The sequence below is a fragment of the Aurantiacibacter sp. MUD11 genome, from assembly GCF_026967575.1.
GTDB lineage: Bacteria > Pseudomonadota > Alphaproteobacteria > Sphingomonadales > Sphingomonadaceae > Alteraurantiacibacter.
On record NZ_CP114054.1, the window covers coordinates 1,369,991 to 1,395,553 of the forward strand.

At 61.1% G+C, this 25,563-nt stretch carries 19 protein-coding genes; 8 read left to right on the top strand and 11 right to left on the bottom strand.

Annotation, left to right across the window (positions count from 1 at the left end):
- The 5 genes from OZN62_RS06820 to OZN62_RS06840 form a co-directional block, all read right to left on the bottom strand.
- Positions 1-3,423: a RecQ family ATP-dependent DNA helicase gene (locus OZN62_RS06820; protein WP_269102074.1), complete on the bottom strand. Its 3,423-nt coding sequence runs from the start codon at positions 3,421-3,423 to the stop codon at positions 1-3.
- A gap of 548 nt (positions 3,424-3,971) precedes the next feature.
- Complete coding sequence (locus OZN62_RS06825) at positions 3,972-4,703, bottom strand: hypothetical protein (RefSeq protein WP_269102075.1); 732 nt, start codon at positions 4,701-4,703, stop codon at positions 3,972-3,974.
- Complete coding sequence (locus OZN62_RS06830; RefSeq protein WP_269102076.1) at positions 4,700-5,404, bottom strand: hypothetical protein; 705 nt, start codon at positions 5,402-5,404, stop codon at positions 4,700-4,702. The genes OZN62_RS06825 and OZN62_RS06830 overlap by 4 nt, the downstream gene beginning before the upstream one ends.
- Before the next feature lie 244 nt (positions 5,405-5,648).
- On the bottom strand, positions 5,649-6,620 hold the full coding sequence (locus OZN62_RS06835; protein WP_269102077.1) for a cupin domain-containing protein: 972 nt from the start codon (positions 6,618-6,620) through the stop codon (positions 5,649-5,651).
- 67 nt (positions 6,621-6,687) lie between these two features.
- Entirely contained in the window at positions 6,688-7,278 is a 591-nt protein-coding gene (locus tag OZN62_RS06840; RefSeq protein WP_269102078.1) for a TetR family transcriptional regulator, read from the bottom strand.
- A gap of 294 nt (positions 7,279-7,572) precedes the next feature.
- On the opposite strand from OZN62_RS06840, the gene OZN62_RS06845 reads away from it, so the two are divergent.
- Complete coding sequence (locus tag OZN62_RS06845; protein ID WP_269102079.1) at positions 7,573-8,796, top strand: DUF418 domain-containing protein; 1,224 nt, start codon at positions 7,573-7,575, stop codon at positions 8,794-8,796.
- A gap of 253 nt (positions 8,797-9,049) precedes the next feature.
- On the top strand, positions 9,050-9,793 hold the full coding sequence (locus OZN62_RS06850; RefSeq protein ID WP_269102080.1) for a hypothetical protein: 744 nt from the start codon (positions 9,050-9,052) through the stop codon (positions 9,791-9,793).
- Between the two features lie 296 nt (positions 9,794-10,089).
- Here the strand turns inward: OZN62_RS06850 and OZN62_RS06855 are convergent, their stop codons facing one another.
- Positions 10,090-10,545, bottom strand: a complete 456-nt coding sequence (locus tag OZN62_RS06855) for a DUF5681 domain-containing protein (RefSeq protein WP_269102081.1) — start codon at positions 10,543-10,545, stop codon at positions 10,090-10,092.
- Positions 10,532-11,830: a site-specific DNA-methyltransferase gene (locus OZN62_RS06860; protein WP_269102082.1), complete on the bottom strand. Its 1,299-nt coding sequence runs from the start codon at positions 11,828-11,830 to the stop codon at positions 10,532-10,534. The genes OZN62_RS06855 and OZN62_RS06860 overlap by 14 nt, the downstream gene beginning before the upstream one ends.
- A 497-nt stretch (positions 11,831-12,327) precedes the next feature.
- Between OZN62_RS06860 and OZN62_RS06865 the strand changes: the two genes are divergently transcribed.
- The 4 genes from OZN62_RS06865 (at position 12,328) to OZN62_RS06880 (ending at position 20,297) form a co-directional block, all read left to right on the top strand.
- Positions 12,328-14,982, top strand: a complete 2,655-nt coding sequence (locus OZN62_RS06865) for a G8 domain-containing protein (protein WP_269102083.1) — start codon at positions 12,328-12,330, stop codon at positions 14,980-14,982.
- Positions 14,983-15,286: 304 nt separating this feature from the next.
- Complete coding sequence (locus OZN62_RS06870) at positions 15,287-17,797, top strand: G8 domain-containing protein (RefSeq protein WP_269102084.1); 2,511 nt, start codon at positions 15,287-15,289, stop codon at positions 17,795-17,797.
- A gap of 128 nt (positions 17,798-17,925) precedes the next feature.
- Entirely contained in the window at positions 17,926-19,410 is a 1,485-nt protein-coding gene (locus tag OZN62_RS06875; protein ID WP_269102085.1) for a thymidine phosphorylase family protein, read from the top strand.
- Positions 19,410-20,297, top strand: a complete 888-nt coding sequence (locus OZN62_RS06880) for a ribose-phosphate diphosphokinase (RefSeq protein ID WP_269102086.1) — start codon at positions 19,410-19,412, stop codon at positions 20,295-20,297. Before OZN62_RS06875 ends, OZN62_RS06880 begins: the two co-directional genes overlap by 1 nt.
- 20 nt (positions 20,298-20,317) lie before the next feature.
- On the opposite strand, the gene OZN62_RS06885 is transcribed toward OZN62_RS06880, so the two are convergent.
- On the bottom strand, positions 20,318-20,569 hold the full coding sequence (locus OZN62_RS06885) for a DUF6356 family protein (protein ID WP_269102087.1): 252 nt from the start codon (positions 20,567-20,569) through the stop codon (positions 20,318-20,320).
- Between the two features lie 203 nt (positions 20,570-20,772).
- On the opposite strand from OZN62_RS06885, the gene OZN62_RS06890 reads away from it, so the two are divergent.
- The gene (locus OZN62_RS06890) at positions 20,773-21,246 is read left to right on the top strand and encodes a (2Fe-2S)-binding protein (RefSeq protein ID WP_269102088.1); all 474 of its coding nucleotides are present in this window, start codon (positions 20,773-20,775) and stop codon (positions 21,244-21,246) included.
- The gene (locus tag OZN62_RS06895; protein WP_269102089.1) at positions 21,239-23,443 is read left to right on the top strand and encodes a xanthine dehydrogenase family protein molybdopterin-binding subunit; all 2,205 of its coding nucleotides are present in this window, start codon (positions 21,239-21,241) and stop codon (positions 23,441-23,443) included. The genes OZN62_RS06890 and OZN62_RS06895 overlap by 8 nt, the downstream gene beginning before the upstream one ends.
- Positions 23,444-23,447: 4 nt before the next feature.
- Here the strand turns inward: OZN62_RS06895 and OZN62_RS06900 are convergent, their stop codons facing one another.
- From OZN62_RS06900 to modA, 3 genes are read right to left on the bottom strand one after another with little or no spacing between them, the layout of a single operon-like run.
- Positions 23,448-24,086 (bottom strand): ATP-binding cassette domain-containing protein, encoded by a 639-nt coding sequence (locus OZN62_RS06900; RefSeq protein WP_269102090.1) that lies wholly within the window; start codon positions 24,084-24,086, stop codon positions 23,448-23,450.
- Entirely contained in the window at positions 24,076-24,780 is a 705-nt protein-coding gene (modB, locus tag OZN62_RS06905) for a molybdate ABC transporter permease subunit (RefSeq protein ID WP_269102091.1), read from the bottom strand. Before modB ends, OZN62_RS06900 begins: the two co-directional genes overlap by 11 nt.
- On the bottom strand, positions 24,777-25,538 hold the full coding sequence (modA, locus tag OZN62_RS06910) for a molybdate ABC transporter substrate-binding protein (protein WP_269102092.1): 762 nt from the start codon (positions 25,536-25,538) through the stop codon (positions 24,777-24,779). The genes modB and modA overlap by 4 nt, the downstream gene beginning before the upstream one ends.
- Positions 25,539-25,563 lie beyond the last annotated feature (25 nt).

The window sequence follows — 25,563 nt, forward strand, 5'->3', positions numbered from 1 at the left end:
TCACCCCAATAATTCCTTCACAAGGCTGTCCTGTTCAAATTCCGATAAGGCCTGACTTCCGCGATTGATCGTGGCTTCCTGTACCGGGAGCATAGAGGAGCAGCTTGCGGCGGCCATAGCATCAGGCGCAAAATTGCGAAGCGCCGTGATCCCATCCTCTAGCAAGGTCGGATCAATCCATTTACGGGATCGAGCATTCGCGAAAACCACTGCCATTGGGAATCCAAGAGTGGGCACTTGATCTGCTAAGGCGCCCAAACGGCGTGCCACGTTGCGCATTTCATCTTCAGCGACTGAATATCGTTCCTGCGCCTGCCTGAAAACAGTTTCTAGGGCCTGGACCGCGATTGCCTCCTCAGCGTCCTGACACATCATTTCGCTGTAGGCACGCATTATCAAAAGACCGGGGTGGTCAGGATATGATTCCAGTGCTCGGATCGCCAGACCCCTGATTTCTCCCGCCTCAATCGGCGTTTGGACAGACTCGAGAAGCTCAATCCATGGATCAAACTTAACCTCTTCAGCCGTAACGAGATCCTCAAGTTGCTCCGCTCCGATGCCCTCTTGAAGGTAGTCGAGAAGGCGTTGTCTTATTTCAGGGTCGTTTGAGCTGTTTCTTGCAAGCAAGACTGCTTCTTGAATGGCGCGCCTCCTTGAGCGCTCAATCACATCATAGACGAAGTCGATCAGCAATTCGGCGATGGCCACCACAAACTCACGCGCTTGATCATCCGATAGTTCGGCTAGACGGTCCTCGAATTGCTTTACCCTGCCTGGCTGAGATGCTCGAACATACTGCAAAAGTGATTGGCGAGACCGTTCCGGACTGAAGCCACGCAAATGTACAACGAATAGCGAACTTCCAAAGTCCACCTCATAATCATGCACCACCCCAATCCGTACCAGCCGGTGGAGTGCTCGCTCTTGGCGATTACGATCCTTTGCGAAGCTGATCTGTATTTCATCGGCGCGCGTCAAATCTCCGAGCTGTTCTAGCAACTCGACTATTGCGTTTCGCTCGTCCTCTTGTCCTGCGAATGTATTGAGATGAAACCACAACGCCCTCGTGACGTCATCATCGGTGCTTCTATTCGAAAGCTGGTTGTAGACAGTTTTTAATTCGGAAAGATCAAGGTCAGGGTCGAGAAGCTTGTTGCTTCTGCCCTCATCAAATTCATTAAAGATTATCGCACAATGCGCCCGGTCACGATCACGGCCTGCGCGGCCTGCTTCCTGATAGTAGGCCTCGAGAGAGCCGGGCATCCCGACGTGGACCGTATATCGGATATTGGGCTTGTCGATTCCCATCCCAAAAGCTTTTGTCGAGACGAGAATAGGGGCCTCGTTCTGTTTGAACGCAGTTGCGTTCTCACGCTTCAGGCTTTCCCAGTCGCCATCAATCCCGCGGGGCGCCTTGCCAGAATACAGAGAGGTGGTCGTAGCAGTCGCTTGCCTGACGACCTCACTTACGTGGCCAACTCCATGAGTTTTGCCATTTACAAATGGAACAAAGACGATGCCAGATGCGGTGCGTCGACCAGTCGGCTTGAAGAATTCCTGGGCCGGCAATTGAAAGATGTTTGGAAGCTTGTTTAAGGTTCCCCGTATCGCTCCATCAATGTCGGCGCCGCGATCAAAGCGGGTCACGCTGAATTCAAGCTCAGGCCGATCAAAGCTTGGCGGCCTGATCAGGGCATTTGAGTTTGAGCGGTCGATATTGAGATCAGTCAGCAGGTCGCGAAGGACAGCCCGAGACGCGGTGCCGGTAAGTGCTAGAATTGGCGGCGGCGAGCCTTCTGTGTCCTTTCCAAATTCACGAATGTTTCTGGCAAGATTTAGATACGCCGGCACAAAGTCATGCCCCCACTCAGACACGCAGTGAGCTTCGTCGACGACGGCGAGGTTTATAAGCGAGGTCTGGGCGAGACTCCGGAGGGTGGTACGAAAGGCCGGGCTCTGCAGTCTCTGTGGCGAATGAAGGACAAAGAAATACTCCCCTCGTTCAATGCCAAGAAGCAGGCGCCGGCGCTCTTCCTCGCTGCTAACCGCCGAGGTGATGCCGGTTACCCTGTCGATACCGTAATTGGCGAGCCCTTCGACTTGGTCCTCTATCAGTGCAACTATAGGATCAATCACTATCGTGATGCCAGGCAAGAGCAACCCGCAAAGCTGATAGACTAGGCTCTTCCCGGCACCTGTGGGCAGCAAAACGACGCTGTCTTCCTGCCTCAAAGAATTAAGGCATGCTTCCGCTTGCAATTCCCTGAAGGCCCGCTTCCTAAAGACATGGCGCAGGAATGTTCCAAGTGCTTCAATTTGTCCTGCCGCGTCTCCGTCGGAAATGCCCCTTCGAACATTTTCGAAAGAACTTTGAAGTGCGAGAGGCACCGGGAGAAAACAACCTCGGATGACAATGTCCGCCTCCGTCTGCCCTTCTCCAAGTGCATGATAGGGGCCTGAGTCAAGATCAACCGCAATAGCAAAGAACCCATCGGTGGACGGCTTCTTTCGCATAATCTTGCTAGCCCAGCCGCCATTATCTTTCTGGAAGCTAATTACCTTCCCGCCATCAGATATCTCAACCGCGCTAGGAGAAACCGACAAGCCGTAAAGGGTGTCGATGGAAGAGAGCATTTCGAGTAGGTCAATAAGCGCCGGGCGCGCCATTCCATTTAGCCCGATGCAGTTGATCTTCCAATCCGCACCTGGTTGTAGCCAGCCGAGCTGCAATGCCTTCACGACCCCGAATTGAAACTTGCTAGCCCTTGTACAATCTCGGATTGCACCGACAGAGCGGGACGTGTGATGGTCAGAATCCTCCTGTCCGAGCGGAGATATAAATTCCTGAATCCGCTGGAGCGCCCCGCCCTTACTCTGATCAATCTCCTGATTAGGAACCCGCACCACTTCGACTGAAAGCTTCTTCAGCGCTTCATCCCGTGTTGCGTCAATTTCGGGATCTTGAGCATGTTCCGGGCCGTCCAACTCAATCGCAAGCGCCCCGGCCACCGGATGAGCAAAAAGAAAGTCGACCCTGCGCTCTGATGAATTTTGGAGGCCGGCGGCCGACATGAGTGTGTCGAGGCTCGCCTGGGGCCAAATCCAATGACCCGCTGCAGCTCCGCCAATTCCCGGTAGAAGCGTCTTGAGGAACTTTCGCTCGCGATCACTGTCAAACAATGGAACAATTGAGCTTGCCTCGCGGTCAAGCCCCGCCTCAAATTGAAAGTTGTCACGTGCCGCCAGTGTGCGCACGATCCCGCTCTGTTCAATGCGAAGAGACCCGCCTGACTTTAGCCGAAAGCCGAGCTCAGTTCCCGTCAACTCCTCAACTTCGTCAAGCAGCCCGTTTTTATCTAGCGCTGCGCTTTCAATACTGAGTGTCGGAAGCGGCGCATGGCCGCGCTGCAAAATCTTGAGCAAAAGACCCGCTGCGAGGCGAGCATTCGCATTTGAGGTTCGAGGCCTGTCTTTCTTTGTCAGCAGTTGCGATTGCGAAACCAGTCGAGAAAGTGGTTCGTTCGGCCTGCCGAGTGCTTCTACAGCAAATTCCGGAAAAGAGCCGATCGCAGTGTATTCGGTGAACCAGCCAGCCCTCGCGATACGGTCCGACCAGGAGACGGCTAGTTGAGTCTTTGGCTCTTGGTGTCGGTACTCAGTCTCTGGGGAATTAGGAGGAGGCGCATAAGTGGCGGCTTGAGTATCGTCTAAATCTCGCGTCCCTCGGCAATCAGGAAACTTAGTGCATCCCCAAAACCTGTTGCCGGCCCTAGGGCCCTTCTTGACAGAGCGGAGCTCCATACGTGATCCGCAGGTAGGATTAGGACAGAAAGGTGATTCGTCACTCATGAACACTGCACTTAAGCAAAACGGAATTAGATTTCATACCACTTAGTGCGCTCGCGCAGGCTAGGCGGTTTTGCGGACTTGAGCTACGGAAAGCAAAAGCAGGCGCGTCAATGTCGCGATCATCACAATGCTATCATTGGATCGTTTAATACGGCATCTAATGCGACGGCTGTAGCCAAACCGATCCCCAGATCGCCCATCGCGGATTTCAGTTGGAGCCAGTCGACACGCTTCTCCTGGAGGACTGCTCTTGCTGAGAAGGCCGCGCCCACGAGCAGTGATGCAGAGCCAATGCCGAAAATTTCTTCGGCAATAGTTGGATCGTATTCATCTGAGAGCGCTCTCCAGACCTCACGTTCCAGATCCCGATTTGAAAAGCCAGAACTGCCGATGCCATCAACCATCTTAGCAACCTCTTCGGTCGCTATGATATCAATTTCCGGATACCGCTCCAGGTGTTCAAAGATGTGCATTGGGTCTTCGACTGCCTTCACCTGGATCTGTTGGATCACTTGACCATCCAAGACATATTCGACGTCGTAGCCTGGCTGGTTCAGTGCCTCGGCGATTTCAGCGCGGACCATGTCTGCGTCTGCGTTCTCTGAAGCCACAACTAGCATTTCGTGATAGATGCCTTTGACGTTCGAAACGACGCCTCGAAGCTGAATTGGGTCGAGACCACGCAGATAATACCGGAGCTCCTCAGGAGTTGCATCTGCAAGATTAGCCTTGGAACGTCTTAGCGCGTCGAGAACCATTAGCTCATCACGGCTTGGCGCCTGCAACGAGCCATCAATAGTCCTCTGGAGGGTCACTGCGATAATGACTGCGGCGCTCCGGGTCTTACTTATCATCGGTCAAGATACTTCCGTGTCACCTGGGGAAGTTCGTGGAGGGTTTGCTGCATGCGTGCGCCGGATGAAAACGTAAGCGGAATGCGCCTTGGGTTTCCTCTCTCCCTTGCATAGTTGTGCCGAAGATCAGCCAAGAGCGCCTCCACACCGACCTTGAAGAAGAAATCAATGGCTCGCTTGGCGGCTCTCGTCATCGGCTCCCGTCGCTCTATTGCTGACATTAAATTCATTCGTTCTGCTCGCGCCGCCGACGCGAGACGGAGAGCGGCATAGAGCATGGCCTGCTCTGGAGATGATAGGCTTTGAGGATCTTTGCCTTTGGAGAATAGCCGCTTCCGGACGTAAAGCCCGACCGGAATGGCCGCCGCCAAAGCACCGCCGGTTAGGATGACTCCACCGCCGACTGCTCCAAAACCAAAAATTGATCCAATCCAATAAAGCGAAGCGGTGTTAAATGCTGCACCAGACAGGCTTGCTATTGCAGTTCCAGTCCCGGCAGTGCCGAACAAGCCGATAGCCCCCAAAGTGCCCGTCATCACTCCAGCAGCAGCAATTTTCGAAACCGCAACACCAACGATTCTCTCAACGGATTTTGTTGGCTGTTCCAGAATTGCCGCTGCAGCCTTCGTGAGCGCCTGCTCCACCTTGTCGAGGTCTTGGGCAGCCGCCCGGGTCTCCTCCAAAGCCTTGGCGTCAGTCAAATTCCTAATTCCCGCCTTCGTCTTGAGCTAGAATCTGATCTACGCGACTTAGCGCTAAGAACCTAGTCTCTAGGGGCGAACAAAGGGTCTGCTTTCCACCCAGTTGTGGACGTTCGATGTTGCCACTTTGGGCTCACACTCCGCACCAAGGAGCTTTTACGGACCGGGCTCTATTGTCGGCCATTTAGGTAAAGGGCGGCCAAGCTGGATGTTCCAGCGTGACCGCACCCCTGTCCGTCTGGTCTTACTCGTCGTCCTGAGTGTTCTCATGGAACTGATAGTCACGGTGCCAGGCATTCACGTCTTCAAGATAGGTCGGATATGAAGTTCCAAAGGCGAAGTCCGAATTGTCTCCATAGAGCACAAGAATACCCTCAAGCGGTTCGTCGCCGTCGTTGACAATTCGATGCCTCACAAACTGCGGGATGAAAATGCTCATGCCTTCGGTGATTTCGACCGGACCATCATCGCTGTAGAGTGTGGCTTGGCCCGAAGTTACGACGAACAGGTTCGGCATCTGACCGAATTCCATACGCGGATCATCGTTTGCTACTTCCTGCGGCCCGATGCTGAAATGCATCACACGAAAACCCTTCATCATATGCAGGGCGGTTGCCTGCGCACCGTGGGTCATCAATGAATTGTCGCGCCCGAACCGAGTGATCTCCGGTTTGCCCTTGGTGAAGAAGTGCGAGAGGGCAATGTACATGTCCCCCTCGTCGCCGGATGTCGATGCGAAGCCGTCCATATCGCGCGTTTCGACCCCCACGCGGTCGCTACCAAAGCTCTGCATAGCAGCGGTGCCGGCGTTGACCTCACCAGACGCAATCCTCTCGAGTACATCGAGACTGGCGATTTCGAAATACCATGTCGGCTGCTCGGGGGCACCGCGAGAAAGAACGATATCATGCGGACCAAAGCTGTGATCGGTTAGCCGGCCACGCGCCGACGCGGTCTCGTTGCGCCTAACCTCGACGCTCCACCATTCCTGGCCCAGCTTGACCCCAAATCGCGAATTTAGCGCCATCGGATCGTTCCGGTAATCAGCGACAAATTCGCGTAGGATCGCATCCACCCGCTCACTCTCGGCCTCGCTAATTGAGGCAACGCTTTCTACCTGATTATTGTGCTGAGCCATGGCCACTCCCGGCGTCGTTGTACCTGATGCTGTAACTGCAGCGAGCCCGGTCAAGATTATCGATTTGAGACGCATCATCCACTCCTCCGTATTAGTGTTATACGCAGGCAATACACGCACAGATTATATTGAGCAAGCGTTTAATTTAGCGGTCGGTCGTCTCTCCTCTCAGCGCGCGTGAGAGCATCGAAGCAAGGGTGTCGGTAAAGATGTCGAGATCTGGGGTGCTCATTGGGCGGCTCAGTTTGCCAACGGTGGCTTCACGCATCTGGGTCGCAACCGTAAAATGAATCAGCGGGCCGACAATTGCGAGATGCACGATCTGCGGGTCCCAGCCGCGAGCCTCGGCATCCAAAGGAAGTGTATCGAGCACTTTCTCGGTCAATGCCATGAAGCTACGCAAGGTGTTGGCGGTGTCAGGATTTAGCAGGCGATCGGGGTCCATCTGTTCCCGCAAAATCATCGGTGCGAGATGCGGTTGCGAGGCGATAGCACGCGAAAGGATGCGGACTAGCTTAATCTCGGGAAGTTCGGCACTTGAAAGGTCGCCCTCCTGCGCCAGCCGCTCTGCTTCCGCCACCGCATCAGCCAAGATCTCATCGTACAGGCCGCCCTTTCCGTTGAAGTGGTAAGAGACGAGCGCCTGATTGCAGCCCGCCCGATCAGCAATGTCGCGAACACCCGTAGCGCGATATCCGCGGGTCGCAAAAAGCTCGGCGCCGGCGGCCTTTATCATTGCTCGGGTGTCAAGTGTGCGTTGCTGGGTCGCGCGTCTCCGGGTTTTGATGGTAGCCATTTAATCAAGGTTAAGCGTGCGTTTAATTTAGGTCAAAGCAAAGATCATGCTGAAGCCTTGAGCGCCGCCTTCTTCAAATGTCTCTTTCCCACCCAGATGCGGATATTCGACGAGGCGAACGCACAGACGTCAGATGCTGGGATCTTGTCGGTATCCACCGCTGGGTTTCCCGCGAATGGATAATCCGCTCATTTTGCATTACGAAGATGGCCTTTCGCATCCGGGGGGAACGCGATGTCAAAATATGCCAGTCTGATTGTTCCGGCAGCACCAAGTGATCGGTTCACAGAAATTGATGCGCTGCGAGGTTTTGCACTTTTCGGGATATTGCTGGCAAACTTGCCAAATTGGGTGGGACTAGGAGCGATTGGTCCCGATCGGATGCCTGAGCTGATGGGGAGCATATCGCTTCCGGCCTTTACGGTCTTCTTCAACGGGCTGCTGGACGGGAAATTCTACACGGTCTTCTCCTTGCTCTTTGGACTTGGCTTCTCGCTTCAGCTGGACCGGCTCGAAGCGAAAGGAGCTGACGGGCTGGCGATCTTTTATCGTCGAATGGCCGTCCTGTTATTGATTGGATTGATACACCTGTCCTTCATTTGGTCGGGTGATATTCTGACCGCCTACGCGCTCCTGGGCTTCGCACTCCCATTCTTTCGTCGGCTGTCTGATCGCAATTTGTTGTTCACAGCAGCCGTCATCCTTTTCGCGATACCGCTACTTGGCGTTTGGTTACTCAACATGCGCAACCCTGGTTGGCTCAATCCATTATGGGAGGGAGGGGTCTTTCTTTGGGAGGCAGCAGGCGGTGACCGCGATGCTGACTACTTCGAGGTTCTCGCCCATGGTGGCTTAAGGGAACTTGGTTGGCGGGCCGCATCAGAGTGGGCATTCAACCTAACCGACAAACTCGACACTTGGCGGTTTGCCAAAGTTCTTGGAACCATGCTGCTCGGCATGTGGGCAGGGCGCAAACTCGTTCGCGGAGAACTTCTGGGAAATCGCAAACTCCTATGGAGCCTTTTCATTGGTGGGATGGCGATCTCGGTTCCTGTCAACTGGATCTACATCCAGCAGCCCCCTCATGCCCAAACACACTGGTCATCCCTGATCGGCACTGCTCCGGCTGGAATTGCATATGCTGCTGGCTTCCTTCTCGTGATCCCGCATTTGCCAAGAGTATGTTCAGCCCTGGCTGCAGTGGGTCGTATGGCGCTGACGAACTACCTGCTTACAAGCCTTGTCGCGGGCTTCGTCTTCTATGGCCTCGGGCTCGGAATGATGGGCACCATCATGCTTGATGTCACCTACGTTGGAGGGCTGATATTCTTCGGCCTAATGGTGATCGCGAGTAAGTGGTGGCTTGCTGGGCATCAGCAGGGCCCAATGGAAGCGCTGTGGCGGAGGTTGACATACCGAAAGGCTCGGACTGAGCCAGCGGTTCAGCCTGCGGCTTAGTTGTCAGCGTCCGCTTTCCACCCAATCTGAGATGTTCGGGCCCAGTTTCTTAGTTGTCAGAGAAGACATCCCCCGCGGCCAAACTGGCCAAGGAGAATGAAGATGACCTACTCACAGTTTGATCCGGCGGCTCAGAACCGCGTGCCATGGAACTCGCTGCGAAGAAGAAAGTAAATTCACTAGCTTCAGGCCCAGGGTTGGTTCAGTGTGGCTTGAGTCCGAAGGAAGTCGATCGGGCACTTGGGGGCTTTTGATGCGGATAATCATTCTTGTCGGTGCGATTGCCTGCGCCACCTATGGCCCCGTAGCTGCGCAAGAAGTCGAAGCGCCTTTACCGCTGCCCGTCCAGCTTCGTAGTGAAGGCAATGCCATCCTCCCAGCTGGTACAGAGATCCAGCTGCGAATGAATGAGACCATCACGACGAGTGGCAACACTTGGCAGGAAGGTGACACTTTCAACCTCGTTGTCGCTGAAGACGTTATGCTCGGTCAGTACATCGTTATTCCAGCAGGGACCCCTGCAGTCGGACGAATAACCTGGCTCACCAGTCGAGGCATGTTCGGCAAGTCTGGCAAGATGGATGTCGAACTCGAACACATCGAGATTCATGGACGCCAGATTGCGATCAACGGAACCTATCGTCAGGAAGGCGAAGGAGCGACGTTGGAAACGCTCGGCGGGGTATTGGTGGCGGGTGTGTTTGGCGGGATCGTAACTGGCCGCAGTGCACGCATTCCCAACGGTCGGGAACTGCGCGCGACAACTGAGGCTCCAATCGAGCTTGCCATCGCGGCAAGTGAGATCGACTACGATCATCAAGCTTCGACGAGCGAGATACTGGAACGAGGGAGACCTGACGCGGTGAGCGTCAGGCGTACACCTGGCGTCCACCCTTCTGCAGCACTGGTGCAGCAGCGGCGTGAGTATGACGAAGCGCTAGAGACCGCGCGCCAGGAATCCGCCGGGCAGGTGGAGCTGGCGCCCGAAGGGGAGTGATTGGTTGGCGATTTTCCACGCAAGTGTGGACACGCCAAGCTCAAGAATTTGGCCGAACAGCGAGTGATGCATCGATAAGCGAACACATTCGGTCGTGATTTCAATCATCTCTAGAGCGAGAGCTTCGCGCCAGCCCCGCCCTCACTCAAGACGCAACGCCCTCGAATAGGTCTCGGATCTCACGTGAATGGACACGTCGTCGCCGGGGAAACGGTGGCCGTCGACGACCTGCGGTTCAGAGGGGGTTCCATCGGAACATCTGAGTTGGTTCATTCTGCCACTTTCGGGGCATCCGCCTACGCCTCACTGGATCCAGGGAGATCGTATTCATGCCAGCTATCACGTTTCGCCTTCTTCATGAGCCGGTCAAACTCTCGCAGCTCTTCGTCATCGAGCCTGCGGAGGTCAAACACGTCGTCAAAGACCGCGCCGGTGGGTGGCGGGCGCTGAAAGATGGGCTCGAGATACTTGAGTATGGGGATCACCTTCTCCGGTGAGCCGGTGAGCAACTCCACCGTCAATTTCTGGTACGCCGCTTCGATAACTGTCAGATTCCTTGTCTTCCCTCCGATCTTTACGGGAACCTTCCTGTACAAGGCCTCGCGCGCCATGGTCTCGAGCAACGGGCGATGGCGCGGCCTTCCTGCTGGGTTTCCGGACTGCCCCTTCTTGAAGCGTGTTTCGACCGGCGGCTTGCCATAGCCCACTTCGTAGCTTCGTTCATTCGCTACCAGCTTCCTAGCCTTGGCCATTGCTATCTCCGGACAATATCCCGCATGCAATCCGCTCGGGCGTCTTGCCCGTCGCCTTCTCATAACGAGCTAGGGCGACATCGACGTAACGGGGGTCAAGCTCAATGGCCCGGCATCTTCGTCCACAGCGCTCGGCCGCCAGGATTGTGCTGCCCGAACCCGCAAATGGATCCAGCACAAGGTCACCGCGGGACGAGCAGTCCATTGTCGCATCTGCGATCATGGCGACCGGCTTTACGGTCGGGTGCATGGCGAGCTTCTCATCCCGACCTTTCTGGAAGCCGCTCATCCCCTGGTAGGTCCACAGGTTGCTGCGGTTGCGGCCGTGAACGCCGAGCTTCACATTGTTCTGGTGGGGCCGGGTGCCAGACTTGAACACCACGACAAACTCGTGCTGCGATCGGTAGAGCGATCCCATGCCTGCATTCGGCTTGGCCCAGACACAAATGTTCTTGAGCTCCGAATAAGCCTTCCGGCCAACTGCGATGAGCTGGTCTACATGGCGCCAGTCCATGCAGATGAAATGGATCGAGCCATCGGTGCTGAACTGCGCCAGATGCCGGCAGAATGTCGCCAGGAACTCCGAGAACTCTGCATCCGACATTTCCCCGGCCCCTTGGACAAACTCGCGATGGCGGGTTTTACCAAGCCCGGAAACGTGGCCATCGATCGGCACGTTGTAGGGTGGGTCAGTGAACACGACATTTGCTCGTTCGCTGCCAAGCAAGGCTACATAGGACTCAGCCTGGAGCGCATCTCCGCAGAAGAGCAGGTGGTTCCCCAATCGCCAGAGGTCACCGGGCCTTGCCACCGGTTCTACGTCTTCAAGTCGAGGGATCTCGTCCTCGTACTCGACGCCCGCTTCCACAAGCCGGCTTTCTTCGAGCACCTGGTCAATCTCAGCCATCTCGAACCCGGTGTCGGTAATCTCGAATTGCAGGTCCATGTCCAATAGGGCCTGGAACTCGACGGCGAGTTGGGGAAGGTCCCAACCAGCGAGTTCAGCCAACTTGTTATCCGCGAGCATGTAAGCCTTGCGCTGCGCTGGGGTTAGATGCTCGAGGCGGATAACCGGCACCGATTGGAGTTCGAGGCACTTGGCCGCCTCGAGCCGACCATGCCCGGCGATGACCACGTTTCGCTTGTCGATCAGGATCGGGTTATTGAACCCAAATTGTTCGATCGAGTTGGCGATCTTGGCGATCTGGCTTTCGCTGTGCGTGCGGGCATTGCCTGGATCGGGTTTGATGGACCCGATCGGAACCCAGCTGACTTCAATGCTCATCGCTTTGTTCGTCTTTCTGCCGGCAACGCAGTGTGTCACCGCAAGCAAGACTAGGTTTCCAAATCTCGGAGAACTACCGCCGTCAGTACGACGTCGGTTTGGCCGCCAGAACCACGAGAATCTTCCCAGTTAAGTCCCTAAGAATTCCCTGTTCGGCGGCTAATAGTTCCCTGTTATCCGCGTAGGGAATTTCGCGCCTAAGCATATGACCTTTCGAGGCAAATTTGACCAAGCCTTCGGCTGCAATTGGCAAATTTCCCTGTAAATCGCCGAAAACAGGGAAATTGCTTAGTGAGACCGCTTAGGTCTCGACTGCGTCGCGCACCACGCACTCGCGGTTCCCGGCATATTCGAACCAAATCCCTGTGCCTTGCCTGTCCGCCGCAGTTACAAATCGCGACGCATAGCGTCTTGGCAAGTGGCCAAGTCGCTGCAAGGATATGCGCCAACGAGAGGGTGCGGGGATCGGGAGTCCCCGACGGAGGGGATTTACGAACATGCCTATTCACGCTCGCCTGCGGTCTGTCTGCCTGGCCTTGCCGGCCATGCTCCTGTTCGCCACCGGCGCGCAGGCCCAGGAGGGTCCGGCGCGCTGGTCCGATCCGGCGACCTGGCCATCGGGGGAAGTGCCGGGCGAAGGCGAGGCGGTGACCATCGCGCGCGGGACCGAGGTGGTGCTCGACGTCAGCCCGCCGGCCCTGCGCAGCCTCACCATCGACGGCAAGCTGACCTTCTCGAACGAGCACGACCTGGCGCTGGCGACCGAGTGGATCTACGTGCGCGGCGGCGCGCTGGAGATCGGCACGGCGGATGCTCCGCACACCTCCAATGCCACCATCACCCTCACCGACACCGTGCCGGGCGAGGACATCAACACCATGGGCGATCGCGGGATCATGCTGATGGGCGGCACGCTCAGCCTGCATGGCGACCGCGAGAACGCCTGGAGCAAGCTGGCGCGCACCGCCGAGGCGGGCGCCACGCAGATCGAGGTGCTCGATGCCTCGGGCTGGCGCCCGGGCGACGAGATCGTGCTCGCCTCGACCGACTTCGACCCGCGCCAGGCCGAGCGACGCCGCATCACCGCCATCGACGGCAACCTGGTCACGCTCGACGCGCCGCTGGAGTACATGCACTTCGGCGAGATCACCTTCGGCGTCGACGAGCGCGGCGAGGTCGGCCTGCTGACCCGCAACATCCTGATCCAGTCGTCGGAGGACTCACAAGAGAGCTATTTCGGCGGACACATCATGGCCATGGCCGGCTCGCGCATGTTCGTCTCGGGGGTCGAGCTCAACCGCATGGGCCAGCACCTGACGCTGGCTCGCTACCCGATCCACTGGCACCTGATCGGCGAGGGCCAGGGCCAGTACGTCCGCAACTCCGCCATCCACGACAGCTTCAACCGCTGCGTCACCGTGCACGGCACCAACAACGCGCGGATCGAGAACAACGTCACCTTCAACACGGTCGGCCACTGCTTCTTCCTCGAGGACGGGATCGAGACCGGCAACCAGTTCATCCGCAACCTCGGCATCCAGACCAAGTGTCATCCGACGCTGGACTGCGTGCCCACCAACCTCGCCGCCAACGGGGAGAGGGATGCCCTGTTTGCGGATCCTGCAGCCTACCGGGAAGCCAGCTTCCACGGGGGGAACACCCTGCTCCCTTCGGACAACACGGTATCGTCCTTCTGGATCACCAATCCGGACAACAGCTATATCGACAATGTCGCGGCCGGCTCCGATCAGGTCGGTTTCTGGCTGTCCATACCGGAACACCCCAATGGCGCCTTCCTGGGTACGGAGATCGCCGCCAACACCTGGCCGCGCCGCACGCCGCTGCGCGAATTCCGAGGCAACACGGCCCATTCCAACTTCGACGGGTTCCTGATCGACCGGCACATCGACCAGGACAACACTTTCGGCCTGGCCTCCATTCCCTTGCTGCCTTTGGCAGATCCCACCGATCTGGAAAGCGAAGTGATGGAAACGCACTTCGAGGACCTGACCGCCTACAAGAACCGCAATGGCGGTCTCTGGGGCCGAGGGGACCTATACGTCTACAGCAACCTGAGACTTGCCGACAATGCCATCGGCATGACGCAGGCCGCAGGGGACATCGGCAGCCTGCCGTTCAGTTCACGCCTGGTGAATTCGCTGGTCGTTGGCGAGACCGATAATGTGGGCAATCCGGCCACGCCGGAGGAAGTGGCCTACGGCCGTAGCCTGCCGAAGCCCTCCATCCCGGACTTCCCCATCCGCGGCTACGAATACTACGATTACCGCGACGACGTGGTGGACACCACTTTCGTGAATTTCGAGGACAACGATCAGAGAAAGACGGGCGCGCTGTCCTTCCTGCTGTTCACGAGTGCCGGGCTTAGTACCGGAAGCACGATCAGCGGTGCCGAGTTCGTCAACGCCAAGCCGGTCTATTTCCCGCAATACGATGCCCGGTTCGATAATGATAATCGGGGCGGCAACGCATATCGGACCCTTTCCTTCCGCGACCTGGACGGCTCGGTGACCGGTATCCCCGATTCCCAGGTCCTGCTGCACGACGGCGAAAATGACAGCGTCGCCACAGACGATAGCTGTGAAGTGCATCCCAGCTGGAACGCTGCGGTGTGCACGGGCGATGTGGGTCGCCTGAACCTCTCGGACAGCAGGGGAGAACTTCCCGCCGCGGTCGATCTGGAGAGCCGCACCGCCCGGTTCGCCCTGCTCGCCTCGCTCGGCCCTAATGCGCCGGACACGCCACTCGTCCGGGCCCAGCGTGCAGCCCTGTTCTCACGCCGTCCTCCGCAGGCACCCATCACGCTTGTTCGCAACGGCAGGGAATTCAAGGTCAACGGCGACCAGAGCACCGTGCGTGCCGGCACCGAGATCGAGGTCAGGACCGAAAGGCCGGAAGTCACTCTCAGTCTGGCCGAAATGGACGAGGGATCATGGGTCATGTTTGAACTGCCGGGCTTCACCAACGCAGCCTCCGGCACGCAGCAGGACAGCATGGACGCATTGCGCCAGGCGAACGAGACGTCCTGGTTCAGGGGCAGCGACGCCCTCTGGGTCAAGCTGGTGGCCGATGCGCCGGTCATGCCGGTCATTCGTCCAACTGATCTTCAGGCCAGCATAACGGTCGGCAGATAGGTCACGAAGAACGAAGGATAGTTCTATCTGCGCGAGAGGTTTTCGAAACCATGGGGTCACGCGGTCGACACACGTTAGCGTCACGAGGCATTCCTGGTTTCCGGAAATTCCCACCCAAATCCCCGCGCGCTGAACACCTTGGCCATGGTTACAAATCGCGACGCATGACGTCTTGGCAAGTGGCGACTTCGCTGCAAAGATATGTCCAAATACAAGGGCGGGACGGGCAGTCCCGACGGAGGGGAAAATTACTATGCGCAAGCAGTCTCGCCTGCTGAATTCCTTGCTGCTTCCGGCATCTCTCATGCTCGGACTGAATACGGCCGCAACGGCCCAGGAGGGTCCGGCGCGCTGGTCCGATCCGGCGACCTGGCCATCGGGGGAAGTGCCGGGCGAAGGCGAGGCGGTGACCATCGCGCGCGGGACCGAGGTGGTGCTCGACGTCAGCCCGCCGGCCCTGCGCAGCCTCACCATCGACGGCAAGCTGACCTTCTCGAACGAGCACGACCTGGCGCTGGCGACCGAGTGGATCTACGTGCGCGGCGGCGCGCTGGAGATCGGCACGGCGGATGCTCCGCACACCTCCAATGCCACCATCACCCTCACCGACACCGTGCCGGGCGAGGACATCAACACCATGGGCGATCGCGGGATCATGCTGATGGGCGGCACGCTCAGCCTGCATGGCGACCGCGAGAACGCCTGGAGCAAGCTGGCGCGCACCGCCGAGGCGGGCGCCACGCAGATCGAGGTGCTCGATGCCTCGGGCTGGCGCCCGGGCGACGAGATCGTGCTCGCCTCGACCGACTTCGACCCGCGCCAGGCCGAGCGACGCCGCATCACCGCCATCGACGGCAACCTGGTCACGCTCGACGCGCCGCTGGAGTACATGCACTTCGGCGAGATCACCTTCGGCGTCGACGAGCGCGGCGAGGTCGGCCTGCTGACCCGCAACATCCTGATCCAGTCGTCGGAGGACTCACAAGAGAGCTATTTCGGCGGACACATCATGGCCATGGCCGGCTCGCGCATGTTCGTCTCGGGGGTCGAGCTCAACCGCATGGGCCAGCACCTGACGCTGGCTCGCTACCCGATCCACTGGCACCTGATCGGCGAGGGCCAGGGCCAGTACGTCCGCAACTCCGCCATCCACGACAGCTTCAACCGCTGCGTCACCGTGCACGGCACCAACAACGCGCGGATCGAGAACAACGTCACCTTCAACACGGTCGGCCACTGCTTCTTCCTCGAGGACGGGATCGAGACCGGCAACCAGTTCATCCGCAACCTCGGCATCCAGACCAAGTGCCACCCCACGCTGCCGTGCGATCCGACCAACCTTGGCCCGGACGGGTCGGCATTGGCATCGGTGTTCGGCGGGACCGGACAGCAGAGCGAACATATCCTGCTCCCGTCCGACAACACCGTGTCCACCTTCTGGATCACCAACCCGGACAATATCTATCGCGGCAACGTGGCGGCGGGTTCCGATCAGATCGGCTTCTGGTTCGCCCTGCCCGTCCACCCGACGGGAGCCTTCGAGGGGACCGAGATCAGTGCCAATACCTGGCCGCGCCGCACCCGCGTGCGCGAGTTCAGCGGCAACGTGGCGCACTCCAACTACGACGGCTTCATGTTCGACCGCGGGCCCAATCCCGACGGCACCTTCAGCGTCGGCGGCAGCAACTACCACTTCCCGGTGGAAGACGGCATGGACCCCAACGGCGAGCCGCTGGTCTCGCACTTCGCCGACTTCACCACTTACAAGAACCGCAACGGCGGCGTCTGGGGCCGCGGCGAGATGCACCTGTTCACCAACCTGCACGCGGCAGACAATGCCATCGGCTTTACCCACGCAGCATCGCGCGTCGGCTTTGCCGAATATACCTCGCGCGTAGAGAACGGCATCTTCGTGGGCGAGAGCGACAACATCGGCAACCCGCGCACGCCGGAGGAGATCGCCTACGGCCGAAGCCTGCCGAACGACCTGCCGGACTTCCCCATCCGCGGTTACGAATACTACGACCTGCGGCATGACGTGGTGGACACCACCTTCGTCAACTTCCAGCCCAACGACCTGCGTGATGCAGGCGCGCTGTCCTACCTGATGTACACCAGCTTCGGCATGAGCACCGAGAACGCCGTGGAAGGCGCGCAGTTCGTCAATTCCAAGCCGGTCAGCTTCCCGCCGGTTGTCCAGCGCTGGGCTTCGGACCTTGGCCGCGGCAATGCCTGGCGCGGCGCGACCATCCACGATCGCGACGGGTCGGTGGGCGGCATCCCCGGCGCCTATATCGTGCTCGACAACGGCATTGCGTCGGACGCGGACGCCTGCGACCTGCGCCCGGCATGGGGCGCGGCGGTGTGCGAGGGCGACATGGGCCGCTTCGGCGTCGGTGGCCAGTTCGGCTTCGGCAATACGCCGATCGAGAACCCGGTGATCCTCAGCCGCAATGGCCGACGCTTCGAATATACCGGCGAAACCACCCTGCGCAGCGGGGCGGACGTGCGGGTGGAAACGGCGCGCGACACGCTCTCGCTGACGCTGCGCGAGATGGACGACGACAGCTGGGTGGTGATCGAACTGCCCGGCTTCCGTACGGCCGAAGGCGGCACCGAAGTGGCCAGCGCCGAGGCCCTGCGCGCGGCCGAGCAGACCGCCTGGTACCGCGCCGAGGATGCGCTGTGGGTCAAGCTGGTGGTCGATAACGGTGGCGATGCCAGCGTGCCCGGCTCCGGCTTCGGCGTCAGCACCAACGGCAACGGCCCCGGCGGCGCTTTCATCGCTGGCGCGAGTCTCGGCGTCAGCAGGTAGCTCCTGCCTTTCGTCCGGAAACTGGCGACGCGCAGGGTGCTGGCAGGAATTTGACATCCGACAAGGCGGCTGGTGGATGTCCCGTGTAGGCGGAAGCCATATCGGGTCGCTATGATTGGGGGTTAGACATGCTGCGCATCCGGCGGCTGCCGATCGATACATTTCCGGACAACACCGCCTTCATCCTGCGGCAAAGCGACGGCTATTCGGCGGAGCAGTTCCAGGCGCTGCGCAAGATCCGCGTGCAAGGCACCGGCTGCGACATCCTCGCGACGCTGGCGCTGGTCGACGATGAACGGATCATCGGCGATGGCGAGATCGGTTTGGGCGAACAGGCCTTTCGCCGGCTGGGCCTGCCCGAAGGCGCCGAAGTGACCATCGCCCAGGCTCGCCCACCGGGAAGCCTCGAGTTCGTGCGCCGGAAGATCGACGGCGACACGCTGAACGAGTCCGAACTGGCGGCCGTGATCCGGGATATTGCCGCGCACCGCTATTCCCCCATGGAGATCAGCGCGTTCCTGGTCGCCTGCGCCGGCTTCATGAGCACGCAGGAGACGCTGGCCCTGACCAGGGCGATGGTGGAATCCGGCAACCACCTGAACTGGAATGCGCCGCTGGTGGTGGACAAGCACTGCATCGGGGGCATTCCCAACAACCGGACGTCGATGATCATCGTACCGATTGTCGCGGCCCACGGACTGACCTGTCCAAAGACATCCTCGCGCGCAATCACCTCTCCCTGCGGTACCGCGGACGTGATGGAGGTGCTGGCGTCGGTCGACCTGTCCGCCGAGCAAATGGCCGATATCGTCGCCAGGGAAAATGCCGTCCTCGCCTGGGGTGGCCGGATGAACCTGTCCCCGGCCGACGACGTGCTGATTTCGGTAGAGCGCCCCTTGCGGCTCGACACCTTCGAACAGATGGTCGCGTCGATCCTCTCCAAGAAGGTCGCTGCCGGCTCTACCCACCTTGTCATCGACATTCCGGTTGGCCCGACGGCCAAGGTGCGGTCGCAGAACGATGCAGTGCGGCTGCGCAAGCTGTTCGAATATGTAGCACGGCACATGGGGATGGAGACCAAGATCGTCTTCACCGACGGCTCGCAACCCATCGGTCGCGGGGTCGGCCCGGTGCTGGAAGCCCGTGACGTGATGGCGGTGCTGCGTAACGAACCCGATGCGCCGGAAGACCTGCGCGACCATGCCCTGGCCCTTGCCGGCCACATGCTCGACTTCGATCCTGAACTCGCAGGCGGACGTGGCTATTCGCGCGCGCTCGAATTGCTCGCCTCCGGCGAGGCGCTGGCCACGATGGAGCGGCTGATCGACGCGCAAGGCCGCAACCCGGAGAAGCCGAAGGTGGGCCGCTTCCGGCACGAGGTGAAGGCAGACAAGGCTGGCCGAGTCAGCGCCATCGACTGCGAGCGGATAGCTCGCATCGCGCGCTACGCCGGTGCCCCGATGGACCAGGGCGCGGGGATCGACCTGCTGCACAAGAACGGCTCCCCCGTGCACGCAGGCGACACGCTCTACCGCATCTATGCCAATTCCGAGACCGGCCTCGGCTTTGCCCGTGATTTCGCCGCCGAAAATTCGGGCTACAGTATCGCGTGATGGTGGCAGCGGTTCACGCCTTTGCCGAATGCTTGGGACCAGCGGGGCAGCTCGCCGAGCGACTGGGCATCGGACTTGCCGAGGTGAAGGTGCACCGGTTCCCCGATGGCGAGAGCCTGGTCCAGGTGGAGCCTGGGACGGGCACGGCCGTGCTCTTTCGCTCGCTACACGATCCCAACGCGAAGCTGGTCGAACTCTTGCTGGCAGCGTCCGCTCTGCGCGAGAACGGCGCCGACCGGGTTATCGTCATCGCCCCCTATCTGGCCTACATGCGGCAGGATATCGCCTTCGAGCCGGGGCAGGCGGTGAGCCAGAGGGTGATCGGCGCGCTGCTCGCCGAGCACTTTGATGGCCTGCTGACGGTCGATCCACATTTGCACCGGATCCGGTCGCTGGCCGAAGTCATGCCCGGAACCGACGCGTGCTCCATTTCGGCCGCGCCCGCGCTGGGACAATTCGTGGAGGCAGACGGCGACACCGTGCTGGCCGGACCGGACGCGGAATCCCGGCAATGGGTGGAAGCCATCGCCGCCCCGCGCGGCCTCGATGTCATCGTCGGCGAAAAGCGCCGGCTTGGCGACAGGCAGGTGGAACTGCACTTCCCCGGAATCGAGCGGGTCGCCGGACGGCCGGTGATACTGGTGGACGACGTCATCTCCAGCGGGCGCACGCTGGAAGTGGCTGCCCGGCAGTTGCTGGCTGGTGGAGCTACCCAGGTCGAGGCGCTGGCCACCCACTGTCTCGCCAGCCGGGAAGACCTCGACGCTCTTCGGGTCAGCGGCATCTCGCGCATCACATCATCGGATTCGATCGCCGGACCGACCGCGACGATCCCGCTTGCCGATATTCTGGCGCAAGCGGTGCAGGAACGGGGCTGGCTCGCCTAGCTGGCCACCCGAGCCAAGCCTCAGATCACCCAGTCGAAGCTGTCTTCCACCTCGTCCAGCCGGGCGAGGTCGGCACGGTTGGTGACCATCGCGCGGTAGAGGCGACGGATCATGCTGCTGCCGCTCTTCTCGCAAACCCACGGGAACACCGCATGGACCAGGCAGGCCAGTCCGCCGACGATCATCGCCACACCGAAACGCGATGCTGCGCGGAAATGCTGGAAGTAGGTTTCGCCCACGGTGGACGGGTGCTCGGTAAACAGGCGGATCATGGGCGCGACGCGTCCTTCGAGGTCTTTCTGATTTCGGCTGTAACCAATTGCCGCGATTGCGCCGCGATGCAACCCCGGGCCTTCCCGCAGGTCACGACAGCACAACCGATAGTCCCTGTTGGCCTTGAAGCGAAAAGCAGGTAGACTTTGTCAATCTGGGCGCGGTTGCGCCTGTTCGGGATTCCAAAGCGGGAGACGAAAGCATGGCCTTCTCGGTCACCATCAATGGCGAAACACGCGAAATCGACGCTCCGGGCGACATGCCCCTGCTGTGGGCGCTCCGGAACGAGCTGGGCATGGTCGGCACCAAGTTCGGCTGCGGCATCGGCATGTGCGGTGCCTGCACCGTGCACGTGGACGGCCAGGCGACACGCTCCTGCTCGCTGCCGCTCTCGGCAATCGGCGACAAGGAAGTCTCCACCATCGAATCGCTGGGCAACACCGAGGTCGGCCAGGCGCTGCAGGCAGCGTGGCTGGAAGACGACGTGATGCAGTGCGGCTATTGCCAGGCGGGGCAGCTGATGAACGCGACCGCCCTGCTCAACCGCAACCCGAACCCGAGCGACGACGAGATTGACGCCGCCATGCAGGGCAACATCTGCCGCTGCGCCTGCTACAAGCGTATCCACGCCGCCATCGCCAAGGTCGCCCGCGACGAGGAGACGGCCAATGCCTGAGCAGATTGAACTCTCTCGCCGCCTGTTCCTGAAGTCGTCTGCCGTGGCCGGCGGCGGCTTTGCGCTGGCTGCCACCTTCTCGCTGCCCGCCAGCGCCAATGCTGCCGGCGGCGCGCAGGAGCTGAACGCCTTCATCACCATCCACCCGGACAATTCCGTCACCATCATCGGCAAGAACCCGGAAATCGGCCAGGGCATCAAGACCATGCTGCCCATGCTGATCGCCGAGGAGCTGGACGCCGACTGGGACGATGTCAGCATCGAGCAGGCGGATACCGATGCGGCCAAGTATGGCCTGCAGCTGGCTGGCGGTTCCTTCGCCACGCCGATGAACTGGTACCCGATGCGCCAGACCGGCGCCGCCGCGCGCGCCATGCTGATGGGCGCCGCCGCGCAGCGCTGGGGGGTCGACGTCTCCGTGCTCGCCACCGAGCCGGGCCGCGTCGTGCAGCCGGGCACCAACCGGTCGGTCACCTATGGCGAGCTGGCCGGCGATGCCGTGCTGCAGCCGGTGCCCGATCCCGCCAGCCTGACGCTTAAGGACCAGGCCGACTTCCGCATCATCGGCCGCGCGATCGGCGGGGTGGACAGCCCCAAGATCGTGCGCGGTGAGCCGATCTTCGGGGTCGATACGCAGCTCGAAGGCATGGTCTATGCCGCTTACGAGCGCTCACCCGTCTTCGGTGCGCGGCTGGTCTCCGCCAACCTCGATGCCGCCAAGGCGCAGCCTGGCGTGATCGATGCCTTCACCGTCGAAGGCAACGGCAACAACACCGAGCTGGTCGATGGCATTGCGATCATCGCCGACAACTGGTGGCTGGCCAACAAGGCTCGCGCCGCGCTGGAGCCGGTGTGGGACAACGGCGAGTGGGCGAGCCACTCGACCGCCGGTTACGCGCAAGCCGCGCAGGACGCTTGGGCTTCGGGCTCGGGTGACGAGGTGTTCGCCGAGAAGGGCGACGTCGACGCCGCCTTCGCCGAGGCCGCGCAGACCTTCGAGGCCGAATACAGCTATCCCTTCCTCGCTCACGTGGCGATGGAGCCGATGAACTGCACCGCAGTGATGAACGAGGACGGCAGCATCGAGATGTGGGCCCCGTCGCAGACGCCGCAGGGCGGCCTGCAGTCGGTGGCGCAGTATCTCGGCGTCACGCCGGACAAGGTGACCGTCCACATCACCCGCATGGGTGGCGGTTTCGGGCGTCGCCTCAACAACGATTACATGGTGCAGGTCGCGGCCATCGCGAAGCAGATGCCCGGCACCCCGGTGCAGCTGATCTGGAGCCGCGAGGACGACGTCCGCAGCGACTTCTATCGCCCCGCCGGCTGGCACAAGCTGCGCGCGGCGGTGAACGCCGAAGGCCGCCTGACCGGCTGGGCCGACCACTTCGTCACCTTCGACCTTGGCGGTGGGCAGTTCAATCCGGCCACCATGCCGGCGGACGAGTTCCCCGCGAAGTATGTCGACAACCTGCGGTTCGAGCAGACCAAGATGGCCACGGCGGTGCCGATGGGGGCGCTGCGCGCGCCGACCTCGAACGCCATGGCCTTCGTCATGCAGAGCTTCCTCGACGAGGTGGCCATCGCCACCGGCAAGGACCTGCCGACGCTGATGCTGGAACTGACCGATGGCGTGGAAGCAGAGCCGCCGACGCAGGGCTTCCTCGGCCCGCAGCCGGGCTTTTCCGCCCCGCGCCTGCAGGCGGTTACCCGCAAGGTGCTGGAAATGTCGCCCTGGGGCGAGGAAATGCCCGAAGGCCACGCACTGGGCTTCGGCTTCTACTACAGCCACATGGGCTATTTCGCCGAAGTGGTGGAAGCCAGCCTCGACCCGCGCAACAACCCGCAGGTGCACAATGTCTGGGTGGCGGGCGACGTCGGCCGCCAGATCATCAACCCCTATGGCGCACTGAACCAGGTGGAAGGTGCGATCATCGACGGTCTCGGCCAGGCGATGCAGCTGGCGGTGGAAATCGAGGGCGGCGCTGCCAAGCAGTCCAACTTCCACAACTACCCGCTGCCGCGCATGCCGATGACGCCGCAGATCCACACCGAATGGGTGCTGTCGGACAACGATCCCACGGGCCTTGGCGAACCCGCCCTGCCCCCGGTGATCCCGGCGCTGACCAATGCCCTGTTCGCCCTGACCGGCACGCGCGTACGCTCGCTGCCGATCAAGCGGGAAATGTTCGCTTAAAGCCTCAGCCGGGCCGGGATGCGGTCATATCGACCACCCGGCCCGCCAGGCGATCCACTTCCGCGGAAGAATGGCTGACGAACAGGATCGGCAGGTCCAGTTCGTCGCGCAATCGCTCGATCAGCGACAGCAGCGTTTCCGCGCGGCTCTCGTCCAGCGACGACAACGGCTCGTCCAGCAGCAGGAAGCGCGGGGCGGACAGCAGCGCGCGCCCTATGGCGACGCGACGCGCCTCGCCGCCTGAAAGCGATGCGGGGAGCCGCTCCAAGAGGTGGCCGATCTCCAGCAGGTCGACCACTTCTGCCTGGCTGATCCAGCGCTCGGCTGGCGGTGCCAGCTTCTCGCCATAGGCAAGGTTTGCCGCCACCTTGCGATGCGGGAACAGTCGCGCGTCCTGGAAGACGTAGCCCGCGCGGCGCTTCTCGGGCGGCAGGTCGATCCCCGCGGCAGCATCGAACAGCACCTCTCCCGCCACCCGGATGTGTCCGGCGCGCGGGCGCAGCAGGCCGGCAATGGCGTTGAGCGTGCTGGTCTTGCCCACGCCCGACGGGCCGACCAGCGCGGTCAGCTTGGCATCGGAAGTGAATTCCAGCGCGAAGGCGTGGTCGTCCACCGCCATGTCGATATTCACGTCAAAGGACATGGGCGCGGCTCCCTTGCGAGCAACGGACCAGCCATTCGGATACCAGCAGCGCACCCAGCGACAGGATGATCGCGATCACCGCCAGCCTGGTAACGGCGCTCTCCGAGCCCGGCACCTGCAAACCGGTGTAGATGGCAAGCGGCAGTGTGCGCGTCTGCCCGGCGATGTTGGCGGCGAAGGTGATGGTCGCGCCGAACTCTCCCAGCGATCGGGCAAAGCCGAGCATGGCACCCGCCGCGATGCCCGGCAGGCTGAGCGGCAGGGTGATGGTGAGGAAGGCGTGCAAGGGCGAGGCGCCCAGCGTGCGCGCCGCGCCGACCAGCCGCCGGTCCACCGCCTCGATCGACAGCCGCATGGCGCGCACCATCAGCGGCAGAGCCATCACGCCCGCGGCAACCGCAGCGCCGGTCCAGTTGAACACCAGCGTGATCCCGAAGGTCTCGTAGAGCCAGCTGCCGACCGCACCATTGCGGCCCAGCAGCACCAGCAGCAGCCAGCCGGTGACGACGGGCGGCAGCACCAGTGGCAGGTGCACCAGGGCATCCAGCAGCATGCGACCGGGGAAACGCCTGCGCGCGATGACCCAGGCCAGGGCATAGGCGATCGGCATGGTCACCAGCACCGCCGCCATGCTGACCTTCAGCGACAGCGTGACGATGCTCCATTCGGCGGGGGTCAGCAGCGCGTCGGTCACGGCCAGCCAAACCCGTGTCCGGCGATGATGGCGCGGCCCTGCTGGCTGGCCAGGAAATCGGCAAAGCCCTGCGCATCCGGATGGCGCGAGGAGCGCGTCCGGGCGAGATAATAGATGATCGGCGGGTGCATGTCCGGATCGATGCGTTGCACCACGCGGACATTGCGGCTGGCCTGGGCGTCGCTGGCATAGACGATGCCCAGCGGCACCTCGCCGCGCTCCACCAGCGCCAGCGAGACGCGCACGTTGTCGCCCGGCACCACGCGCGGGGCGAGCGCCTCCCACAGGCCCATCGACTGGAGAGCGACGCGAGCGAATTTGCCCGCCGGCACGCTGCCCGGCTCACCCATGGCAAGGCGACCTGCATCGGGATTGGCAGCCAGTTCGGCAAGGCTATCCGGGCCGGCAGTCTCCAGTGGTGCGACAACGACAAGCCCGTTGGTGACCAGCGCGCGCGGCTGGCTGCCAAGCGCTTCGCGCGCCTCCAGCCAATCGATCCATTCCCGGTCGGCAATGACGACAAGGTCAGCCGGGCCGCCCTCGCCCACCTGCCGCGCAACCGCCGCGCTGGACGCGAAGGAGACCACTGGGGCGGGCTGGCCCTGCGCCTCCCAGGCATTGGCGGCCGCAGTCAGCCCTTCCTGCATGCTGGCCGCCGCCAGCACCACCGGCCCCGCCTCTTCAGCAGGCGCGCAACCGGCTGCCAGCACCAGTGCCGCCAGCGTGGCCAGGCCGGATCTGAAGCGGGTTCCCCACATGCATCTGTTCCTAGAGAGGGGCCGG